This window comes from Microbacterium sp., assembly GCF_041641055.1.
GTDB lineage: Bacteria > Actinomycetota > Actinomycetes > Actinomycetales > Microbacteriaceae > Microbacterium.
Genome location: NZ_JBEPZB010000009.1, coordinates 88286 through 107010, shown reverse-complemented (window position 1 = coordinate 107010; position 18725 = coordinate 88286). Strand labels below are relative to the sequence as shown.

Here is an 18725-nt window from a genome sequence, read left to right as displayed (position 1 = left end):
CATTGTCGGCACCCCGTCCGCGCAGCGGACGTCCGTCGAGCCCCCTCTCACCGTCGAGCCCGGAGAACAGACCATGCATGACGACACCTCCCTCACCGTCGGCCGCGTCACGCGCGTGCTCGACGAGCGCATCCGCCCGGCCGTCCATTCGGCCTCCGTCCCGCTGACGATAGAGGTCAACGAGCTGCCGGGGGAGCCCATCAGCCCCGCCGAGGGACTCGCGCTGGACTTCGCACCGGCATCCGTCCCCGCCCTGTGGGGACCCGCCTGGTCGACGACCTGGTTCAAGATCACCGGACGGGTTCCCGCCGAGTGGTCGGGGCGCCGCGTCGAGGCTGTCATCGACCTCGGATTCGACATCAACATGCCCGGCTTCCAGTGCGAGGCGCTGGTCTATCGCCCGGACGGCACGCCGGTCAAGAGCATCAACCCGCGCAATCAGTGGCTGTCGATCACCGAGACGGCGCACGGCGACGAGCCGGTGGAGCTGTACCTGGAAGCTGCGGCCAACCCTGTGCTGCTCGATTACCACCCCTTCCTCCCGACGCAGGAGGGCGACATCCAGACGTCCTCGCGCGAGCCGCTGTACCGCACACGCCGCATCGACCTCGCCGTGTTCGAGCAGGAGGTGTTCGAGCTCTCCCTCGACCTCGAGGTGCTGTTCGAGCTGCAGGCCGAGCTGCCGGCGACCTCGCCGCGGCGCATGCGGATCCTGCAGGCGATGGACGACGCGCTCGACGTGCTCGACCTGCAGCGCATCGTCGAGACAGCGCCCGATGCCCGCGCCAGACTCGCCCCCGCGCTCGCGGCTCCGGCCGAGGCCAGCGCCCACCGCATCTCGGCCGTCGGCCACGCGCACATCGACTCCGCCTGGCTGTGGCCGGTGCGCGAGACCATCCGCAAGGTCGCCCGCACCACCTCGTCGATGACCACGCTGATCGAGGAGCAGCCCGACTTCCTCTACGGCATGTCCAGCGCCCAGCAGTACGCCTGGATCAAGGAGCACAGGCCCGAGGTCTACGCCAGGGTCAAGGCAGCCGTCGCCCAGGGGCGCTTCCTGCCGCTCGGCGGCATGTGGGTCGAATCCGACACCGTGATGCCGTCCGGCGAGTCGCTCGTGCGGCAGTTCTCGTACGGTCAGCGGTTCTTCGAGCGAGAGTTCGGCATCCGCTCGAAGGGCGTCTGGCTCCCCGACAGCTTCGGCTACTCGCCGGCGCTTCCCCAGCTCATGCGGCGCGCGGGCTTCGAGTGGTTCTTCACGCAGAAGATCTCCTGGAACCAGCAGAACGTGTTCCCCCATCACACCTTCCTCTGGGAGGGCATCGACGGTTCGCAGGTGTTCACGCACTTCCCGTCGATGGACACGTACAACTCGCAGCTCAGCGGCATGGAGGTCGCGAAGGCGTCTCGACAGTTCAAGGAGAGTCGGGTCACGTCGCGCTCGATCGCGCCCGTGGGCTGGGGCGACGGCGGCGGCGGGACGACCCGCGAGATGACCGGCAAGGCGAAGCGTCTCGAGAACCTCGAAGGCAGCGCCCAGGTCGTGTGGGAGCACCCGGACGACTTCTTCGACGCCGCCAGGGCCGAGCTCCCGAACCCGGCGGTCTGGGTCGGCGAGCTGTACCTCGAGCTCCACCGCGGAACCCTCACCAGTCAGCACGCCACGAAGGCGCTGCACCGCTGGGCAGAGCACGCGCTGGTCGAGGCGGAGCTGTGGGCGGCGACGGATGCCGTGCGCACCGGCGCCGCGTACCCGCAGGCCGAGTTCGATCGACTCTGGGAGACCGTGCTGCTGCACGAGTTCCACGACATCCTCCCCGGCACGTCGATCGCCTGGGTGCATCGGGAGGCCGTCGAGGTCCTCTCGAACGTCCTGTCGGATGCCCGCGACCTCGCGGATGCCGCCCGCCGCTCGCTCGCGGGCGAGGGCGACCGCGCCCTGCGGTTCGTGCCGACCTCCGTCGGAGCTTCCGTCGGTGGCAGCCGTGCGCTGGGTGCCTCCTTCGCCGATGCCGAGAGCGCAACCGAAGCGGCATCCGTCCTGCTCTCCGGCGAGGACGGCGGATGGCGTCTCGAGAACGAGCTGGTGTCGGTGCTGATCTCCGCCGAGGGACTCATCGTCTCCGCCGTCGACAAGGCGACGGGGCGCGAGGCGGTCGCCGAAGGGCGCGCCGCGAACCTGTTCCAGCTGCACCAGGACTTCCCCAACATGTGGGATGCGTGGGACATCGACAAGTACTACCGCAACAGCGTCGACGACCTGACCGGCGCCGCCTCGATCACCGCATCCGTCGTCGACGGCGTCGCGAGCGTCGTGGTGACGAGGTCGTTCTCGGAGTCGACGATCGAGCAGACGATCACCCTCGCGCCGGGCGAGCGCACCGTGCTGCTGCGCAACGACATCGACTGGCATGAGACGGAGAAGCTGCTCAAGCTCGCCTTCCCGCTCGACATCCAGGCCACGCACACCGAGGCGGAGACGCAGTTCGGGTACCAGTCGCGCGTCACGCACACGAACACCAGCTGGGAGGCGGCGAAGTTCGAGACCTCGATGCACCGGTTCGTGCTGGTGCGCGAGCAGGACTTCGGCGTCGCCCTCGTGAACGACTCGATCTACGGCTACGACACGTCGCGCGAGGTGTCGGACGACGCGGTGTCGACGACGGTGCGGCTCTCGCTGCTCCGCGCGCCGCGGTTCCCCGACCCGGACACCGACCACGGACACCACGAGATCACGATCGGCTTCGTGATCGGGGCGGATGCCGCGGTCGCGACGACCGAGGGCATCCGGCTCAACACCATGCCCTCGCTGGTGCGCGGCGCCCGCGAGGTCGCCCCGCTCGTCTCGGTGCAGGGCGAGGGGATCGTCGTCTCGGGCGTGAAGCTCGCGGATGACGGGTCCGGTGACGTGATCGTGCGCCTGTACGAGGCGCTCGGACGCCGTGCCGTCGGCGCGCTCATGGCGGACTTCGATCATCGGGAGATCCGCGAGGTCTCCCTCATCGAGGACGAGATCGCCGACCCCCGCACGGGCGGCGAGCTGCGGCTGCGGCCGTTCGAGGTGCAGACCCTGCGCATCGCGCGCTGAGTCCGGGCGGCGGAAGCCGTGCCAGCGCCTTCTCGGGGCGAGGTCGCCATTGTGGCGGGCCTCTCCCGGGAGGACGATAGGCGGATGGCGACCATCGACGACGTCCGTGAGATCGCTCTCACGCTCCCCGGTGTGACGGAGCGGATCGGCGGTCATACGGGTGAGCCCTCCTGGAGGTTGCCGAGCGGGCAGATCGCCTGGATCCGCGGACCCAGCAAGGTGGATCTGCGCCAACTCGCCGACCTCGGCATGGAATGGCCGGACGGACCCGTGCTCGGCGTTCGAGTCGGAAGCCTGGAGGAGAAGGCCGCACTGCTCGCCGCGGAACCGGACGGACTGTTCTCCATCCCGCACTTCGACGGCTACCCGGGGCTGCTCGTGCAGCTGGATGCCGTCGAACGGGATCGGCTGGCCGAGATCCTCGCGGACGCCTGGCTCGTGAGGGCGCCCGTGCTCGTGGCGAAGAAGTGGCTCGCGGAGCGCGGACTCGACTGACGGCGGGACGGCGGCCTGGTGAGGTCAGTCGGGCAGCCGGGCAGTCTGGTGAGGTCAGTCGGGCAGGAGGAAGGGGCGTGCCGCCGCCAGGAAGGCGCGTGGATCGTCGGCCCAGAGCCGGACTCGATCGACCACGTGGATCCCGCCCTTCGGCGCGACTCCCGGCAGGCGGATCTCGACGGGGCGCTCGAGCTCGATCTCGATGTTGGTCTCGTCCTGCATCCGCTCCGCATACTCCGAGCCGGTGACGCGGCGCTGCTTCGGCTCGTCGACGCGTCGGTCGATCGCGACGGAGGCGACGTCGCTCCAGGCGAGGGGGACGTCGAGCTCCAGTCCGCTGCGCACGCGGATGCCGTCGGGGCCGACGGTGTGCGGCCGCATCAGCATGGCGCACAGCAGTCCGAGCATCCAGGTGACGCCCCAGATCCCGAGGATCAGGAGCGGAATGCGGACGGCCGGCCACGGGTGCACGATCAGGTCGATGATCGGGATCTCCACGGCGGACAGTCCGATGAAGATGAACAGCACCGTCAGCACGGGGCGGTGGTAGCCGATGCCCGTCGCGCCCTTCGCCACGGCGGGGCGGCGTGCGATCGCGCGGCCGATGCTGGAGTACACGCGCAGCTCGGCGATCCACGCCCTGTGCAGGAAGTTGAGCGCGCGGGCGAGGGGCGTCGGGCCGGCTGACGGGGTGGGTGTCGTGGCGTGCAGTTGCTCGGTCATGGCGTCGCGGTGGTGTCGGGGGTGGTCGGTGTCGGTGTCGGTGCTGGTGCTGGTGTCGGTGTCGGTGTCGGTGCTGTGTCGTTCGTGGCGGCGTGGACGAGCCGCTCCAGGTGTGTCGCCACCGCGGTCAGGCCCCTCTCGAGAGCGGGCCGGTCCTCCGGAGCGACCGCCTCGAGAAGGGACGCATTGAGTTCGGCGTGCTCCTCCTGCATCCGAGCCATGGTCGCCTTCGCATCGTCGGTCAGCTCGACCAGGACGGCCCGTCGGTCGGTGGGGTGCGGAGTGCGGCGGACGTGTCCGGAGCGCTCGAGGGCATCGACGAGTCCGGTGATGTTGCGCGGGGTCACCTCGCACAGCGTCGCAAGGGTCTGCTGGGTGGAGGGGCCGGAATGCTGCAGGACCCAGAGCAGATGCACCCTCGTCGGCGTCAGGTCGGTGCCCGCGAAGGCTCGCGCCATGTCCCTCTGGAACAGGTCGCCGATCTGCAGGAGTCGGTCGACGAAGAGGATGTCCATAGTCGTGATGCTACTACATTGTTACCTTCATTCACTAGTTTGGGGATCGGGGAACGTGCGGGGTCGATTTCGCACCGGGAAACGGTGTCGGGGTCGATTTCGCACCGGGAGACGGTGGCGGGGTCGATTTCGCACCGGGAATGGGCTCCAGCGATGCCATTCTGACCCCGCACTGAGACGGGCGGTGGATATCGTCGTCAGTCCACGGTTTTCAGAGCCCCCTTCCTTCCCTGCGCTCACGCGCCCCACCTCGTGCCCGTGCGCTGGCGTCCATCTCCTCTGATCCCTTCTCGTCGCTGCGCCTCGGTTGTTCACTCGGTTGTGGCTGGTCGGGTTCGGTCTCTTCGGACCCTCTCGCCTTCCCCTGCGCAGGCTCGTTCGCGTGCTATGCCGGGAGATTGGAATACGGGGTCTGATCTGGGGTTCTGGGGGTGGTTTCGGGGGATGAATGTCGGTGGGGTGGGGTTGACTGGCGGGTATGAACAGCACCGTGCAGCGTTTGGATCAGGTCATCAGCGACCTGTCCGGGGTGTTGTGTGATGACGTGTTGGCGGGGTTGTCGGACGCGGAGCGGGTCGAGGTGTTGCAGCGGGCGGGGGCGGCGTTCCGGCGGGCGGAAGCGGTGGTGGTGGAGACGCTTGCGACGGCGGATGCGGTGGGGTTCCCGCATGCGGTGGGGTGTCGGAACACGACCGAGTTGTTGCAGCGGACGGTGCGTGTCGAGGTGCGTTCGGCGACACGGGTGGGGACGACGGTGACGCGGGTGCGGCGGGAGTCGAGCCTGGTGTCGGGGGAGCGGCTGCCGGCTCGGTGGCCACATATGCGGGAGGCCCTGTTGGATGGGGTGGTGGGGGTGGCGGGGTTTCTGGCGGCGACGGGTCCGATCGAGAAGGTCTGGGACCGGTTGAGCACCGACCAGCGTCTCGCTGCGGATCTCGCTTTGGCCGGTGCTGCCCGCGGGCATGGTCTCGCCCCGGTCGATGACCCCGATGGTGGCGACCCCGACGCGGACGGCTCGGGTGATGACGATGACACTGCCGACGTCCCTGATGCGGATGCGGATGGCGATGCAGACGATGGTCCTGCTCCGACGACGGATGATCTGTCGAGTCTGGCGGAGGGTCTCGCGTCGATCTTCGATCCGGATGGGGAAGAACCCAAGGATGAGGATGCGCGGCGTCGCCGCGGGCTCACGATCGGCCGGTTGAAGAACGGGTTGCACGCGATCCGCGGGTATCTCACCCCGGAAGTCGCAGCGCAGTTGCTGCTGATCATGGACGCGATCCTGAACCCCAAAGGCCCGGGAGCTCCGATGCCCGGGGTGTTCTTCACCCCCACCGACACCACCGACACCAGCGACACTGGAGACACTGAGGCGACCAGTGACACGGGTGCGGACTTCGAGTCCGCTGGCGTTGGCGCTGACGCTGACGCTGACGGTCGCGCCGACTCCGAGTCGCACGATCCCGGAGGGGAGGATCCGTTCAATTCGGATCCGCGGAACGTGTTCGATGACCGCACGACGGAACAGAGACGTCATGACGCTCTCGCGGCCGCGCTCGCGATCGCCGCCCGCCACACGGACATGCCCACCCTGGGCGGGGCGGCACCGACCGTGGTCGTCACCGTCGACGCGACCGCTCTTGCCACCGGGACCGGGTGGGCGACGATCGCCCGCACCGGCGCGCACCTGCCCGTCTCGATCGCCGCGCACGCCGCGTGCGCGGGCGCGATCCAGCGGGTCCTGTTCGATGAGGGCCGCATCATCGGGATCACCAGCACCGACCGGGTCTTCACCGTCCACCAACGCCGCGCGATCATCGCCCGCGACAAGGAATGCCTCATCCCCGGCTGCCACGTCCCCGCATCCTGGTGCGAGATCCATCACGTCACCGAGCACGCCCGGGGCGGTCCCACCCATACCGACAACGGTGTCCCGTTGTGTTGGTGGCACCACCGCTCCCTGGACACCTCCCCGTGGGAGATCCGCATGCACAACGGCCTCCCCCAAGTCAGAGGACCAGGATGGTGGGACCCCACCCACCAGTGGCGCACCCCACGACACAGCCTCCCACCCGACTCAACGAGCCCACCGGGCACCCCGCTTCCCAGAACCGTCGAGCCGACACTCCGTCGCACCGGCTGACCTCCCTCGCACCGGCTGACTTCAGCGACCGTATGAACCGCTGAACCTGAAGGAACGGCGAATCGGCCGATTCGCCGACGACAACACCGATCCGTCCCATTCGCTGATCAAAGCCCAATCCGCTCGTCAAAGGAGTACAACAGCACCATGAGCACAGACGTCACAGGGATAGGTGGACTCTTCTTCCGCAGTAGAGATCCGGAGGCGCGCGCCGAGTGGTACCGCGAGCACCTGGGCATCGGCGCCGGGGACGAAGGCATGTGGAACCAGGAAGCCGGGATGACGGTGTTCGCACCGTTCGCATCGGACTCCGACTACTTCGCGGCCGATCAGCAGTTCATGATCAACCTTCGCGTGAAGAACCTCGAAGGTCTCGCCGCCCGACTCGAGGCGGCGGGGATTCCCGTCGAACGCCGAGACGAATGGAACACCGACGAGTACGGCACGTTCGCGCGGATCCACGATCCCGAAGGGCTGGCGATCGAACTCTGGGAGCCGCCGACGACAGCCGATGAGAGCTGACCTGCCCACCCTGAACCTGACCAGCCCACCCCGAACCTGACCAGACCCCCCGAACCTGACCAGACCCCCCGAACCTGACCAGCCCACCCTGAACCTGACCAGCCCACCCGAACCTGACCAGACCCCCGACCAGACCCCGAACCCCGATCAGCCCCCGAACCCCGATCAGGCCGGGTCGAGTCGAAGCACTTCGGGGGATTCGCCGCCGGTCAGCTCATCGGCGATGCGGATGCTTCGCGCGAGGTCGTCGAGCGAGCCGTCGAGGGTCCCGAAGCGCTCACGATCGCTGCAGACGGCGGTCAGGGTCACGAGGTGCGTCCCGGTGTCCCAGGTGTACGTCACGAATGGGGGCGCGGCGGGTGTCGGCGGCATCGCCACGACGAGCTTCTCCCCGGCGCCCAGCCAGCGACTCGAGAACGACTGCGTGTCGTCGTAGTCCATCGGCATCGAGGCTCGGGCGATGCGCACCTCCGGCGTCAGCGCCTGAGCGGTCGCCATCGCGACCACCAGCTCGGGGTCGCCCTTCCACGTCCACACCAGCACGCGACCGGCGGCCCTCCGCATCAGCAGCGGGGCGGCCTGGCTCATAGCCCAGGCACCCACTCGCGAACCCGGTCGCTCGGTGACGCCGATGGCCGAGTTCACCTGTCCCAGCAGCATCCGGATCGCCGCCTTGCGATGGCGGCGCCCCCTCCATCCCAGCGAGTCCGTGACGGGGATCCACAGTTGGGGGTCGGCGTCGGCAGTCAGTCGCATGGCTCCACGCTAGAGGGTGAGGCTGAGGGATGCCGGTAAGCCTCGGCCGCCCGATCAGGGCCCTCGGGTAGAGTGGCCAGCGCCCGATCGGGCTCCCTGGCCGCCGTACCGTAAGGCAGAATGTCCTCCTCTACCTCCGATCCGACGAGTGCTCCCGACGTCGCCCCCGATTCCGGACAGCGCCCGCTGCGCATCCTGATCGGATGCGACACCTTCGCACCCGACATCAACGGCGCCGCCCGCTTCGCCGAGCGTCTCGCAGCGGGTCTGGTGCAGCGCGGACACGACGTGCACGTCTCCGCACCCAACCAGGCGTACCGCCGCACCACGCCGCGGACCGAGGTCATCGAGGGTGAGCCGATGACCCTTCACCGGCTGCCGTCGGTGCGCTGGCTGCCGCACGACTGGCTGCGGTTCGTCTGGCCGTGGCGCGCGAAGCACTACGCGCGCAAGGTGCTCGACAGCGTCAAGCCCGACGTCGTCCATATCCAGTCGCACATCGTGATCGGTCGCGGCCTGGCCCGTATCGCCCACCAGCGGGGCATTCCTGTCATCGCCACCAACCACGTGATGGCCGAGAACATCCTCGACCACTCCGTGTTCCCCGACTTCATCAACCGCCCGATCATCAAGCTCGCGTGGGCGGATGCCGCGCGCACGCTGAAGCTCACCCGAGCGGTCACGACGCCCACGCGCCGGGCCGCGGACTTCCTCGAGAAGACGATCGACCTCAGCGGCGTCATCCCGGTCAGCTGCGGCATCGACCGCACGCAGTACTTCCCGGTGATCGGTCCGCGAGAGCGGAACCGTCTGATCTTCGTCGGCCGCCTCACCGCGGAGAAGGAGATCGAGGTCATCCTGCACGCGATGACGAAGCTCGATCCCGCGCTCGACACGACCTTCGACATCGTCGGCGGCGGCGATCAGCGCAAGAAGCTCGAGCATCTGGCGCACGATCTCGGCCTCGATGAGCAGGTCGTCTTCCACGGCCGCACCACCGATGAGGAACTCCGTTCGCTGCTCTCGCGAGCCAGCGTCTTCACCATCGCGTCCATCGCCGAGCTGCAGTCGATCGCGACGATGGAGGCGATGGCCTCCGCACTGCCGATCGTCGCCGCTGACGCGGTCGCACTGCCGCACCTCGTGCACGACGGCGAGAACGGCTACCTGTTCGAGCCGGGCAACGCCGACGCCCTCGCCGCGCGGCTGACCGATGTGCTGACCGCCGACCGTGCAGAATTCGAGCGGATGCAGCAGGCGTCCCTCGACGGCGTCGCGATCCACGACATCAACCGCACACTCGACACGTTCGAGGCGCTCTACCGCGACGAGCCGCTGCCCGAGTGACGTCGCGCGCCATGCACATCGTCTTCTTCGCCGACCAGCATCTCGACTCGCTCGGCGGGGCGCAGGTGTCGATGAGGCTGCAGCGCGAGTTCCTCGAACGGGCCGGGCACACCGTGACGGTGGTGGCGCCCCGGATGCATGGAGCGCGCGCCGGTCGCACCGGCATCCCCTCCTCCATCGATCTGCCATCCGTGCCGATCACCGTCGACCGCGAGTACTCGATGAGCTGGCCCGGCCGCGCCACCGATCGCTTCCTCGACCGCGCGATGACCCGGCGCCCTCCGGTGGACCTCGTCCACGTGCAGGCCGACTTCTGGGGCGCGTTCATCGGCCGCCGGTATGCGGCACGGCACGGCATCCCCGTCGTCGTCACGATGCACAACCGAGTGGATGTCGGCATCGCCGCCGTCACTCCGCTGCACCGGCCGGTGCTCGCGGTGCTCAACCTCTGGCGCCGCGTCGCTCTGCAGGGCGCCGTCGAGAAGGCCGCCGGCAGCGAGAGTGTGCGCGGGGTCGAGAACGGGCGCGACAGTGAGAGCGTGCGAGACGGTGAGAGCGTGCGCGGCAGTGAGAGCGTGCGCGGCAGCGACGGCTGGGCGTTCCTGCGCGGCATCGCCCGCGGCGCATCCGCCGTGACCGCGCCATCGACCCACTTCGCCCGTCGCCTCGAAGAGCACGGCGTCTTCACTCCGGTCGACGTCGTCTGGAACGGCATCGACGACGACATCCGAGAGGCGACGCTGGCCAAAGCCCCGTCGGATCGTGAACCGGGCCGGCCGCGCTTCGTCTGGCTCGGGCGTATGAGCCCCGAGAAGCGCCTGCTCCCGTTCCTCGAGGCTTTCGTGGACTCAGGAGTCGACGCCGACCTCGAGATCATCGGCGGTGGTGCGCAGCGTCCTGCCGCCGAGAAGGTCGTCGCCGGTGCGGCGAACGTCCACTTCGCCGGCAAGCTCGGCTATGGGGAGACCCTCGCTCGCATCGCTGCAGCCGACGCACTGGTTCAGACGTCCATCGGCTTCGAGACACAGGGGATGACTCCGTTCGAAGCGGCGACCCTCGGTACGCCCTCGGTCATCAGCGATCCTGACATCGCCGCCGAGCTCGGAGGAGGTCTCTGGGCGGTTCCCGGTGCGGAGGGCAACGAGGATCAGCGCACTGCGGGCCTCGTGCAGACGCTGCGTCGCGCCGCCTCCGACATCGCCGCCGGCACGGCGCCCGTGCCGATGCGGGAGGTCGCTGAGGCCTTTCGCCAGTCGTCGCGCACGGCGGCCATGATCGAGGTGTATCGGCGCGTGCTCGCGCGCTGAAGGCGGCCCGCGCCGGTCGGCTGATCGTCGCGTGCCCGCGCAGGGATGACGGCGCGTGCTCGTGTCGTGCTGCAGAGTGCGAGCGTTGAGTGTCGGCGGCGTGCCCGAAGCCGGAGCCTCAGAAGCCGATGTAGTACATCAGGCTCGACATCCACGACACCAGAACGGTGGCGACGGTGCTGCCGGCGAGACCGACGGCGATCGCGGCGAGCAGATGCGGTGCCGGGCGGCGCAGCGCGACGAGGCCGAGCACGAGTCCGGCGACGGCGGCGAGCAGCACGATGACCCGTACGAGGTTCGACACCACCTCGACGGCGTCGTATCCCACGCTGGAGTACAGGAACGGGGTGATCAGCAGCACGAACAGATCGGCTGCGACCGCGATCAGTGCGACGAGGAACGCCGTGCGACCGAGGTTGCCGCGGGCACCCGGGCCGGTGGTGCCCTGCGGGACGCCGGCGGAGGGCGAACCGTACGGCTGGCCGGGCTGAGCGTAGGGCTGGCCGGGCTGAGCGTAGGGCTGGCCGGGCTGAGCGTACGGCTGGCCGGGCTGAGCGTAGGGCTGGCCGGGCTGAGTGTACGGCTGGCCGGACTGGGACTGGCCCGGCTGAGAGTAGGGCTGGCCGGGCTGGGACTGGCCCGGCTGGGAGTACGGCTGTTCGGACTGGGACTGGCCCGGCTGGGAGTACGGCTGGCCGGGCTGGGAGTACGGCTGGCCGGGCTGGGACTGGCCCGGCTGGGAGTACGGCTGACCCGGCGGGGAGTACGGCTGGCCGGGCTGGGGCTGCTGCGGATCTGTCATGGATGTCTCCGGGCTCAGAACGTGAAGGCGTAGAAGAGGTTCGACACCCAGGAGATGACGATTCCGGCGATCTGCGTCGCCGCGATGCCGATCGCGATGCCCGCCAGGATCGGCGAGCCCGGACGGCGCACCGCCATGAGGCCCAGAATGAGCGTGACGATCGCGACCACGAGTACCAGCCCGTTGCCCATCGCACTGACGAGGCCGATGGCGTACGTGTCCTGCAACGTGCGGACGATCACGGGGAAGGCCAGAGCGACGACGAACCCGACGGCCAGTGAGGCGAGGGCGAGGATGAAAGCGAGTCGGCCGAGTCCGCTGCCGGCGGCCTTCGCCGGTGCGCCGGGGTACTGCTGCCCCGGATACTGCTGCCCCTGGTACTGCTGCCCTGGATACTGCTGCCCCTGGTACTGCTGCCCCGATGGATACGACTGCCCCCCATGGGGTGGCTGGCCTCGGAACTGACCTTGGGGCGGCTGGTCAGGATGCTGCTGCGCGGATGGCTGCTGCGGCTCGCTCATGTCACGAGCGTAGCCCGCGCTGCCCGGTCGACGGGAGACCCTTGCGCGCGCCCGGCGACAGCCGGACCTCAGCGGTAGAGGTGGCGGGCTTCGGCGCGGTCGAGGCTGTCGCGTCGGCCGACGCGGGACCAGTCGGTGGGGACGCGGCGGTATCCGTCACGGTGGAGTTCGACGATGGTGGCGACGAGCGCCCACAGGCCGAGGGCGAGGAGTGCGATGAGAATGATCATGGCAGAAACGCTACGTTCACTCTTGATCTGCCACGAGTGGCCGAATAGACTCTGAACGTAGGAAATCTGCCAACCCGGGAGCACCTCATGCTGAAGACCGTCGCCTGCATCATCCAGGACGGTTTCGCGCCGTTCGAGTTCGGTCTCGCCTGCGAGGCCTTCGGGCTCGACCGATCGAATGACGGGGTGCCGAACTTCGACTTCCGCGTCGTCGCCCCGCATCCGGGCGTGGTGACCTCGAAGCTGGGGTTCTCCCTGAACGTCGAGCACGACCTGTCGTTCGCCTACGAGGCCGACCTCGTCATCTTCTGCCCGGTGCCCCGCGAGTACTGGGGGCAGATCGATCCTCTGCTGCTCGAGGTGGCCCGCGACGCCGTGGCGCGCGGCGCGTGGGTGCTGACGATCTGCAGCGGCTCGTTCATCCTGGGAGCGGCGGGAGTGCTCGACGGGCGACGCGCGACCACGCACTGGATGTACTCCGAGGTGATGGCCGAGATGTACCCGCAGATCGACATCGACCCCGATGTGCTCTTCGTGCAGGACGGGCGAATCATCACGAGTGCGGGAACTGCGGCGGGCATCGATGCCTGCCTGCACCTGCTCCGCCAGGAGCTGGGGGCCGAGCTCACCAACCGCATCGCCCGACGCATGGTCGTGCCACCGCAGCGCGACGGCGGCCAGGCGCAGTTCATCGATCGTCCCATCCCGGTCGTGCCGAGCGATTCGCTCGCCGCCGTCGCCGACTGGGCCGTCGAGCATCTGCGCGACGACCTGGGCGTCGATCAGCTCGCCGCCCGTGCGCTGATGTCGCCGAGGACGTTCGCGCGGCGATTCAAAGCCGAGTACGGCGCGACGCCGGCAGCCTGGCTCGCTCGGCAGAGGGTGCTGCACGCGCAGCGGCTGCTCGAGCGCAGCGATCTGGCGCTCGATCAGATCGCCGACGAATGCGGCTTCGGATCAGCCGCCGTGCTGCGACAGAACTTCTCCCGGGTGCTCGGGACGACGCCGACCGCCTATCGCGCCCGCTTCTCGTGCGCGGACGACGCCGAGTCGTCTGCGGCCTGAGAGTCCGTCGGCACGCCCCAGTGCCCGGGGCTCGGCAGTGCTCGATAGTCGACCTCGACCGCCGCCGGCGTGATCTCCGCCGTGCAGTACAGAAGCGACTGGGTCGGGTAGCCGTGCGGGCGGTTGTCGCGGATGATCGCCCGATCATCCTCCGGGTCGAGCTGCGCGGACGACGCGAGGAGATCCGTCCAGGCAGTCGCCCAGTCGGCGCTTTCGGCGGTCGGGCCCAACGCGCGGAACTCCGGCAGCCAGGCGGCGATGCGCGCAGTGCCCGGGTCGTCGAGGTCATCGTGGGCGATCATGTGGATGCCGTCGGCGACCGGCGTCTCGCGCAGCTCGGCACCGTCCCAGCTGAGCACCCGCGCCCCGCCGGGTCCGACCTCGAGCAGGTTGAATCCGTGCATAGGCAGCGGGGCGACAGGGGAGCGGCCCAGAACGGATTCGAGCACGAGGGAGCCGCGGGACACCGCTGCGTCCGCGGCGAGGTCGCCCACGTCTGCCCTGTTCAGCAGGACGGCGAGCCGTCTCTCGGAGGCGTTCACCGCCATCCAGGCGCCACCCGCCCGACGGTCGCGGATGCCCGAGACGCCGGGGTAGTCGTGCGGCCACCAGTCGCCCAGAGCATCCCATTCGCGCTGCGGATCCTCGTCGCGCACCGCGAGCAGCCGCGCGTCACCGGCCCCTGCCACGTCGATCACCACTGTGCACACGGCCCTCATTCTACGAGCGGGTCGCGAGGGCGGGCCGGACGAGCGGGCCGGACGAGCGGACCGGACGAGCGCACCGGACGAGCGTGCTTCGAGAGCGGACCCCTGAGACCGGATGCTGCGGCAGAATCGAATCGTGAACATCGTCGTCGGGGTTACGGGTGGTATTGCCGCATACAAGACAGTGCACCTGGTGCGTCTGCTGACCAAGGCGGGTCACGACGTGACCGTCGTGCCGACCGAGGACGCACTGCGCTTCGTGGGCACTCCGACCTGGGAGGCGCTGAGCCGGCATCCCGTCACCACCAGCGTGCACGACGACGTCGCCCGCGTCCGTCACGTCGCGCTCGGTCAGGGCGCCGACCTCGTCGTCGTCGCACCGGCGACCGCCAACTCGATCGCGAAGATCACCGCCGGCATCGCCGACGATCTGCTCGGCACGACGCTGCTCGCCACCGAAGCACCGGTGCTGCTCGCCCCGGCCATGCACGCCGAGATGTGGCGGAACGCCGCGACGCAGGCCAACATCGCCACGCTCCGGAGTCGGGGCGTGCACCTCGTCGGCCCCTCGGACGGCGAGCTCGCCGGTGGCGACAGCGGTCCCGGGCGCATGGCCGAGCCGGAGGAGATCGTCGACAGGGTCATCGCACTGCTCGGCCCGCGCGACTTCCAGGGGCTGCGCGTCGTGGTCTCCGCCGGCGGCACGCGCGAGCCCATCGACCCGGTGCGCTTCCTCGGCAACCGCTCCAGCGGGCGCCAGGGGGCAGCGCTCGCCGCGGAAGCCGCCGCACGGGGAGCCGAGGTGACCCTGGTCGCGGCGAACATCTCCGCCGACGTGCTGGCCGAGGCCCGGCATCCGTCCGTCCGGGTCGTGACCGTGGGCACGGCTGCGGAACTCGCCACCGCGATGAAGGGAGCCGCCGCAGCTGCCGACGTCGTGGTCATGGCGGCGGCCGTCGCGGACTACCGCCCGGCCTCGGTCGCCGCACACAAGCTCACGAAGGAGCAGGGCGTGCTCACCCACGTCGACCTCGTCGAGAACGAGGATGTCGTGGCCGCCCTCGCGTCAGCGCGCGCGCAGGGCGGGGCTCCGAGCGGGCAGACCATCGTCGCGTTCGCCGCGGAAACCTCCGAGGATGCCGAGGAGCGCCGCGACCGCGCCCGACGCAAGCGCGAGCGCAAGGGCGTCGATCTGCTCGCGGTCAACCTCGCCAACGCCGAGCAGGGTTTCGAACGACCGGACAACGCCGTCGAGATCGTGGGCGAGGCGGGCGCGGTCGTGGGGGCCGCGGCGGGAACCAAACGCGAGGTCGCCTCCACGATCCTGGACGCCGTGCTCAGCGTGCGCTAAACTTGAGTCAAGTCCACTCAACTTTCCGGACGCTCGGCTGCGGATGCGCAGCTTCCCCAGCGATCAGCCGTCCGTGACCAGAAGGAGTCTCCCAGGAGGAACGCATGCCAGGCCCACAGAGCGCGCAGAACGACGACCAGCAGTCCGCCCTCGAGCAGTTCGGGATCAACCTCACCGACCGTGCCCGCCAGGGCAAGCTCGACCCGGTGATCGGTCGCGACAGTGAGATCCGCCGCGTCAGCCAGGTGCTCACCCGACGCACGAAGAACAACCCCGTGCTGATCGGCGAGCCCGGCGTCGGCAAGACCGCCGTGGTGGAGGGTCTCGCGCAGCGCATCGTCGCCGGTGACGTCGCCGAATCGCTCAAGAACAAGGAGCTGGTGTCGCTCGACATCTCGGCTCTCGTGGCCGGCGCGATGTACCGCGGCCAGTTCGAGGAGCGGCTGAAGAGCGTCCTCAAGGAGATCACCGAGTCCGAGGGGCAGATCATCACCTTCATCGATGAGCTGCACGTGCTGATGGGAGCGGGGGGCGGCGAGGGATCGGTCGCCGCATCCAACATGCTCAAGCCCATGCTCGCGCGGGGCGAGCTGCGTCTCATCGGCGCGACCACGCTCAACGAGTACCGCGAGTTCATCGAGAAGGATGCCGCCCTCGAGCGGCGCTTCCAGCAGGTCTACGTCGGCGAGCCGACCGTCGAGGACACGATCGCGATCCTGCGCGGACTCAAGGGGCGCTACGAGGCGCACCACGGGGTGACCATCTCGGACAGCGCCCTGGTCGCCGCGGCCGCCCTCTCGAACCGCTATCTGCCCGCCCGGCAGCTGCCCGACAAGGCGATCGACCTGATCGACGAGTCGATGTCGCGGCTCAAGATGGAGATCGACAGCTCGCCGGTCGAGATCGACCAGCTCAAGCGCCAGGTCGATCGGATGAAGCTCGAAGAGCTCGCCCTCAAGCGCGAGAAGGATGCCGCGTCCAAGGAGCGCCTGAGCGCCCTGCGCGAGCAGCTCGTCGGCATGGAGGCCCAGCTCGCCGAGCTCGAGGCCCGCTGGGCGCGCGAGCGCCAGGGGCTGAACAGGGTCGGTGACCTCAAGAAGCAGCTCGACGATGCGGTCACGCAGCGCGATCTCGCGATGCGCGAGGCCGACTACACCCGCGCCTCGAAGCTCGAGTACGAGACCATCAAGCGCCTCGAGCGCGAGATCGCCGAGGCGGAGCAGGCCGAGGCCGCGGTCTCGACCGAGGGCCGCATGGTCAACGAGCAGGTCACGGACGAGGACATCGCCGCCGTGATCGCCGCATGGACCGGCATCCCCGTCGGTCGGCTGCTGCAGGGTGAGAGCGAGCGGCTGCTGCACCTCGAGTCCGAGCTCGGCCGGCGCCTCATCGGACAGAAGGATGCCGTCAAGGCGGTCTCCGACGCGGTCAGGCGCTCGCGCGCCGGCATCAGCGACCCCGGGCGTCCGACCGGCTCGTTCCTCTTCCTCGGCCCCACCGGCGTCGGCAAGACCGAGCTCGCCAAGGCACTCGCGGACTTCCTCTTCGACGACGAGCGCGCCATGGTGCGCATCGACATGTCGGAGTATGGCGAGAAGCACTCGGTCTCCCGGCTCGTCGGAGCCCCTCCCGGGTACGTCGGCTACGAGCAGGGCGGTCAGCTCACCGAGGCCGTGCGGCGGCGTCCGTACAGCGTCGTGCTGCTCGACGAGGTCGAGAAGGCGCATCCCGAGGTGTTCGACGTGCTGCTGCAGGTGCTCGACGACGGCCGCCTGACCGACGGCCAGGGGCGGACGGTCGACTTCTCGAACGTCATCCTGATCCTCACCTCGAACCTCGGATCGCCGATCCTCATCGACCCGATGCTGTCGCCGGATGAGAAGCGCGAGCAGGTGATGGCGCTGGTGCGCCAGGCGTTCCGTCCCGAGTTCCTGAACCGTCTCGACGACGTGGTGATGTTCTCGACGCTCACCGAAGACGACCTGGCGCAGATCGTCGAGCTGTCGATCGATCAGCTGCATCAGCGTCTGCACGATCGTCGACTCACCCTCGCGGTCACGCCCGACGCGCGGTCCTGGCTGGCCGAGCGCGGCTACGACCCGGTGTTCGGCGCGCGGCCGTTGCGCCGCCTCATCCAGACCGAGGTGCAGAACAAGCTCGCCACCGCCCTGCTTGCGGGCGGAGTGCACGACGGCGACACGGTGCGGGTCGACGTCTCGGTCGACGGCACGGGCTTGGTGCTCACCTCGACCTCACCCGAGCCCGAGCCGGAACCCGGCTCCGACGACGATGTGATCGAGGCCGAGCTGCTCGACGAGTAGAGGGGCGGATACGACGAGAGGGGCGGATGCTGTCGCATCCGCCCCTCTCGTGTGTCGCCCGTGGGCGATGCGTCAGGCGCTGAGGACGACCGTCTCGGCGATCGGGCGACGCACGCGCGGGGCGACCTCGCGCTCCTGCAGGACCTCCGGAAGCGTCTCGACATCGCCGAACTCGCCGACCGCGATGACGGTGGCCGGCACGAAGCGCTCGTCGAGGTCGGCGAACTCGCGGACGACCTCGGGGTCGAAGCCGCTCATCTGGTGCACGACGAGTCCGTCGTGGTGCGCCTGCACGGAGAAGTGCGCGACCGCCTGGCCGAGGTCGTAGAAGGCGTGGGTGATCGGGGTGCCGTCTGCGGTCGCGGTCTCGGCGATCGCGACGACGAGCACGGCCGCGTTGCCGGCCCAGGCCTGGTTGAAGCCCATCAGCGAGTCGACGACCTGCGCGTGCAGAGCGGTGCCGCGACGGGCGACGATGAAGCGCCACGGCTGGGAGTTGTTGGCCGAGGGGCTCCAGCGTGCGGCCTCGAGGGCGGTGGCGAGCTTGGCCTCGTCGATCGCGTTCTGCGCGTCGTAGGCGCGGGGGCTCCAGCGCCCGGCGAGGACGTCGAGGACGGGGTGCTCGGTGGGGGCGGTGCGATCGATCACGGTAGTGCTCACGGGAGGGCCTTTCGACAGGAGTTCCGACTGGGGTGGATCGGACTCCGTCGTCCGCGTACGAGGATCTCAACGAATGCATGTGAATGCATATTCCCGGCGTCACGGAATGACTCCGTGCCCGGGTCGCGGCGGGGGTCAGGACGGGGGTCAGGGCGGGGGTCAGGACGGC

The 18725-nt window shown here is 69.3% G+C and carries 17 protein-coding genes; 9 read left to right on the top strand and 8 right to left on the bottom strand.

What is annotated here, in order from left to right; genetic code table 11:
* Window positions 1-73 precede the first annotated feature (73 nt).
* Entirely contained in the window at window positions 74-3088 is a 3015-nt protein-coding gene (locus ACESK8_RS08130) for an alpha-mannosidase (protein WP_372968121.1), read from the top strand.
* 84 nt (window positions 3089-3172) lie between these two features.
* Entirely contained in the window at window positions 3173-3583 is a 411-nt protein-coding gene (locus tag ACESK8_RS08125) for an MmcQ/YjbR family DNA-binding protein (protein ID WP_372968120.1), read from the top strand.
* A 54-nt stretch (window positions 3584-3637) separates the two neighbouring features.
* Here the strand turns inward: ACESK8_RS08125 and ACESK8_RS08120 are convergent, their stop codons facing one another.
* Together ACESK8_RS08120 and ACESK8_RS08115 are read right to left on the bottom strand one after the other, a co-directional pair.
* Complete coding sequence (locus tag ACESK8_RS08120) at window positions 3638-4306, bottom strand: hypothetical protein (protein WP_372968119.1); 669 nt, start codon at window positions 4304-4306, stop codon at window positions 3638-3640.
* A complete protein-coding gene (locus tag ACESK8_RS08115) occupies window positions 4303-4821 on the bottom strand; it encodes a MarR family winged helix-turn-helix transcriptional regulator (RefSeq protein WP_372968118.1) in 519 nt (172 codons plus the stop codon). Before ACESK8_RS08115 ends, ACESK8_RS08120 begins: the two co-directional genes overlap by 4 nt.
* A gap of 478 nt (window positions 4822-5299) precedes the next feature.
* Here ACESK8_RS08115 and ACESK8_RS08110 point away from each other — a divergent pair, with 478 nt between their 5' ends.
* On the top strand, window positions 5300-6967 hold the full coding sequence (locus ACESK8_RS08110) for a DUF222 domain-containing protein (protein WP_372968117.1): 1668 nt from the start codon (window positions 5300-5302) through the stop codon (window positions 6965-6967).
* 147 nt (window positions 6968-7114) lie between these two features.
* Window positions 7115-7489: a VOC family protein gene (locus ACESK8_RS08105; protein ID WP_372968116.1), complete on the top strand. Its 375-nt coding sequence runs from the start codon at window positions 7115-7117 to the stop codon at window positions 7487-7489.
* A gap of 165 nt (window positions 7490-7654) precedes the next feature.
* Here the strand turns inward: ACESK8_RS08105 and ACESK8_RS08100 are convergent, their stop codons facing one another.
* Complete coding sequence (locus tag ACESK8_RS08100; protein ID WP_372968115.1) at window positions 7655-8245, bottom strand: hypothetical protein; 591 nt, start codon at window positions 8243-8245, stop codon at window positions 7655-7657.
* Window positions 8246-8365: 120 nt separating this feature from the next.
* Here ACESK8_RS08100 and ACESK8_RS08095 point away from each other — a divergent pair, with 120 nt between their 5' ends.
* Both ACESK8_RS08095 and ACESK8_RS08090 read left to right on the top strand, forming a co-directional pair.
* On the top strand, window positions 8366-9592 hold the full coding sequence (locus ACESK8_RS08095; protein ID WP_372968114.1) for a glycosyltransferase: 1227 nt from the start codon (window positions 8366-8368) through the stop codon (window positions 9590-9592).
* A gap of 11 nt (window positions 9593-9603) precedes the next feature.
* Window positions 9604-10899, top strand: coding sequence for a glycosyltransferase (locus ACESK8_RS08090; protein WP_372968147.1), 1296 nt, complete (start codon window positions 9604-9606; stop codon window positions 10897-10899).
* Between the two features lie 118 nt (window positions 10900-11017).
* Here ACESK8_RS08090 and ACESK8_RS08085 read toward each other — a convergent pair whose 3' ends face one another.
* The 3 genes from ACESK8_RS08085 to ACESK8_RS08075 all read right to left on the bottom strand — a co-directional run bounded on the left by ACESK8_RS08085 (window position 11018) and on the right by ACESK8_RS08075 (window position 12452).
* A complete protein-coding gene (locus ACESK8_RS08085) occupies window positions 11018-11701 on the bottom strand; it encodes a hypothetical protein (protein WP_372968113.1) in 684 nt (227 codons plus the stop codon).
* 14 nt (window positions 11702-11715) lie between these two features.
* Complete coding sequence (locus tag ACESK8_RS08080; protein ID WP_372968112.1) at window positions 11716-12222, bottom strand: hypothetical protein; 507 nt, start codon at window positions 12220-12222, stop codon at window positions 11716-11718.
* Window positions 12223-12290: 68 nt separating this feature from the next.
* Window positions 12291-12452, bottom strand: coding sequence for a hypothetical protein (locus ACESK8_RS08075; protein ID WP_372968111.1), 162 nt, complete (start codon window positions 12450-12452; stop codon window positions 12291-12293).
* Window positions 12453-12539: 87 nt separating this feature from the next.
* Here ACESK8_RS08075 and ACESK8_RS08070 point away from each other — a divergent pair, with 87 nt between their 5' ends.
* Window positions 12540-13517, top strand: coding sequence for a GlxA family transcriptional regulator (locus ACESK8_RS08070; protein ID WP_372968110.1), 978 nt, complete (start codon window positions 12540-12542; stop codon window positions 13515-13517).
* Here ACESK8_RS08070 and ACESK8_RS08065 read toward each other — a convergent pair.
* Window positions 13466-14227: an NRDE family protein gene (locus tag ACESK8_RS08065; RefSeq protein ID WP_372968109.1), complete on the bottom strand. Its 762-nt coding sequence runs from the start codon at window positions 14225-14227 to the stop codon at window positions 13466-13468. The two genes, ACESK8_RS08070 and ACESK8_RS08065, sit on opposite strands and share 52 nt — an antisense overlap.
* Window positions 14228-14360: 133 nt before the next feature.
* On the opposite strand from ACESK8_RS08065, the gene coaBC reads away from it, so the two are divergent.
* Both coaBC and ACESK8_RS08055 read left to right on the top strand, forming a co-directional pair.
* Complete coding sequence (gene coaBC, locus ACESK8_RS08060) at window positions 14361-15575, top strand: bifunctional phosphopantothenoylcysteine decarboxylase/phosphopantothenate--cysteine ligase CoaBC (RefSeq protein WP_372968108.1); 1215 nt, start codon at window positions 14361-14363, stop codon at window positions 15573-15575.
* A gap of 104 nt (window positions 15576-15679) precedes the next feature.
* The gene (locus ACESK8_RS08055) at window positions 15680-17896 is read left to right on the top strand and encodes an ATP-dependent Clp protease ATP-binding subunit (RefSeq protein ID WP_372968107.1); all 2217 of its coding nucleotides are present in this window, start codon (window positions 15680-15682) and stop codon (window positions 17894-17896) included.
* 72 nt (window positions 17897-17968) lie between these two features.
* On the opposite strand, the gene ACESK8_RS08050 is transcribed toward ACESK8_RS08055, so the two are convergent.
* Entirely contained in the window at window positions 17969-18556 is a 588-nt protein-coding gene (locus ACESK8_RS08050) for a nitroreductase family protein (protein ID WP_372968106.1), read from the bottom strand.
* Window positions 18557-18725: the final 169 nt, after the last annotated feature.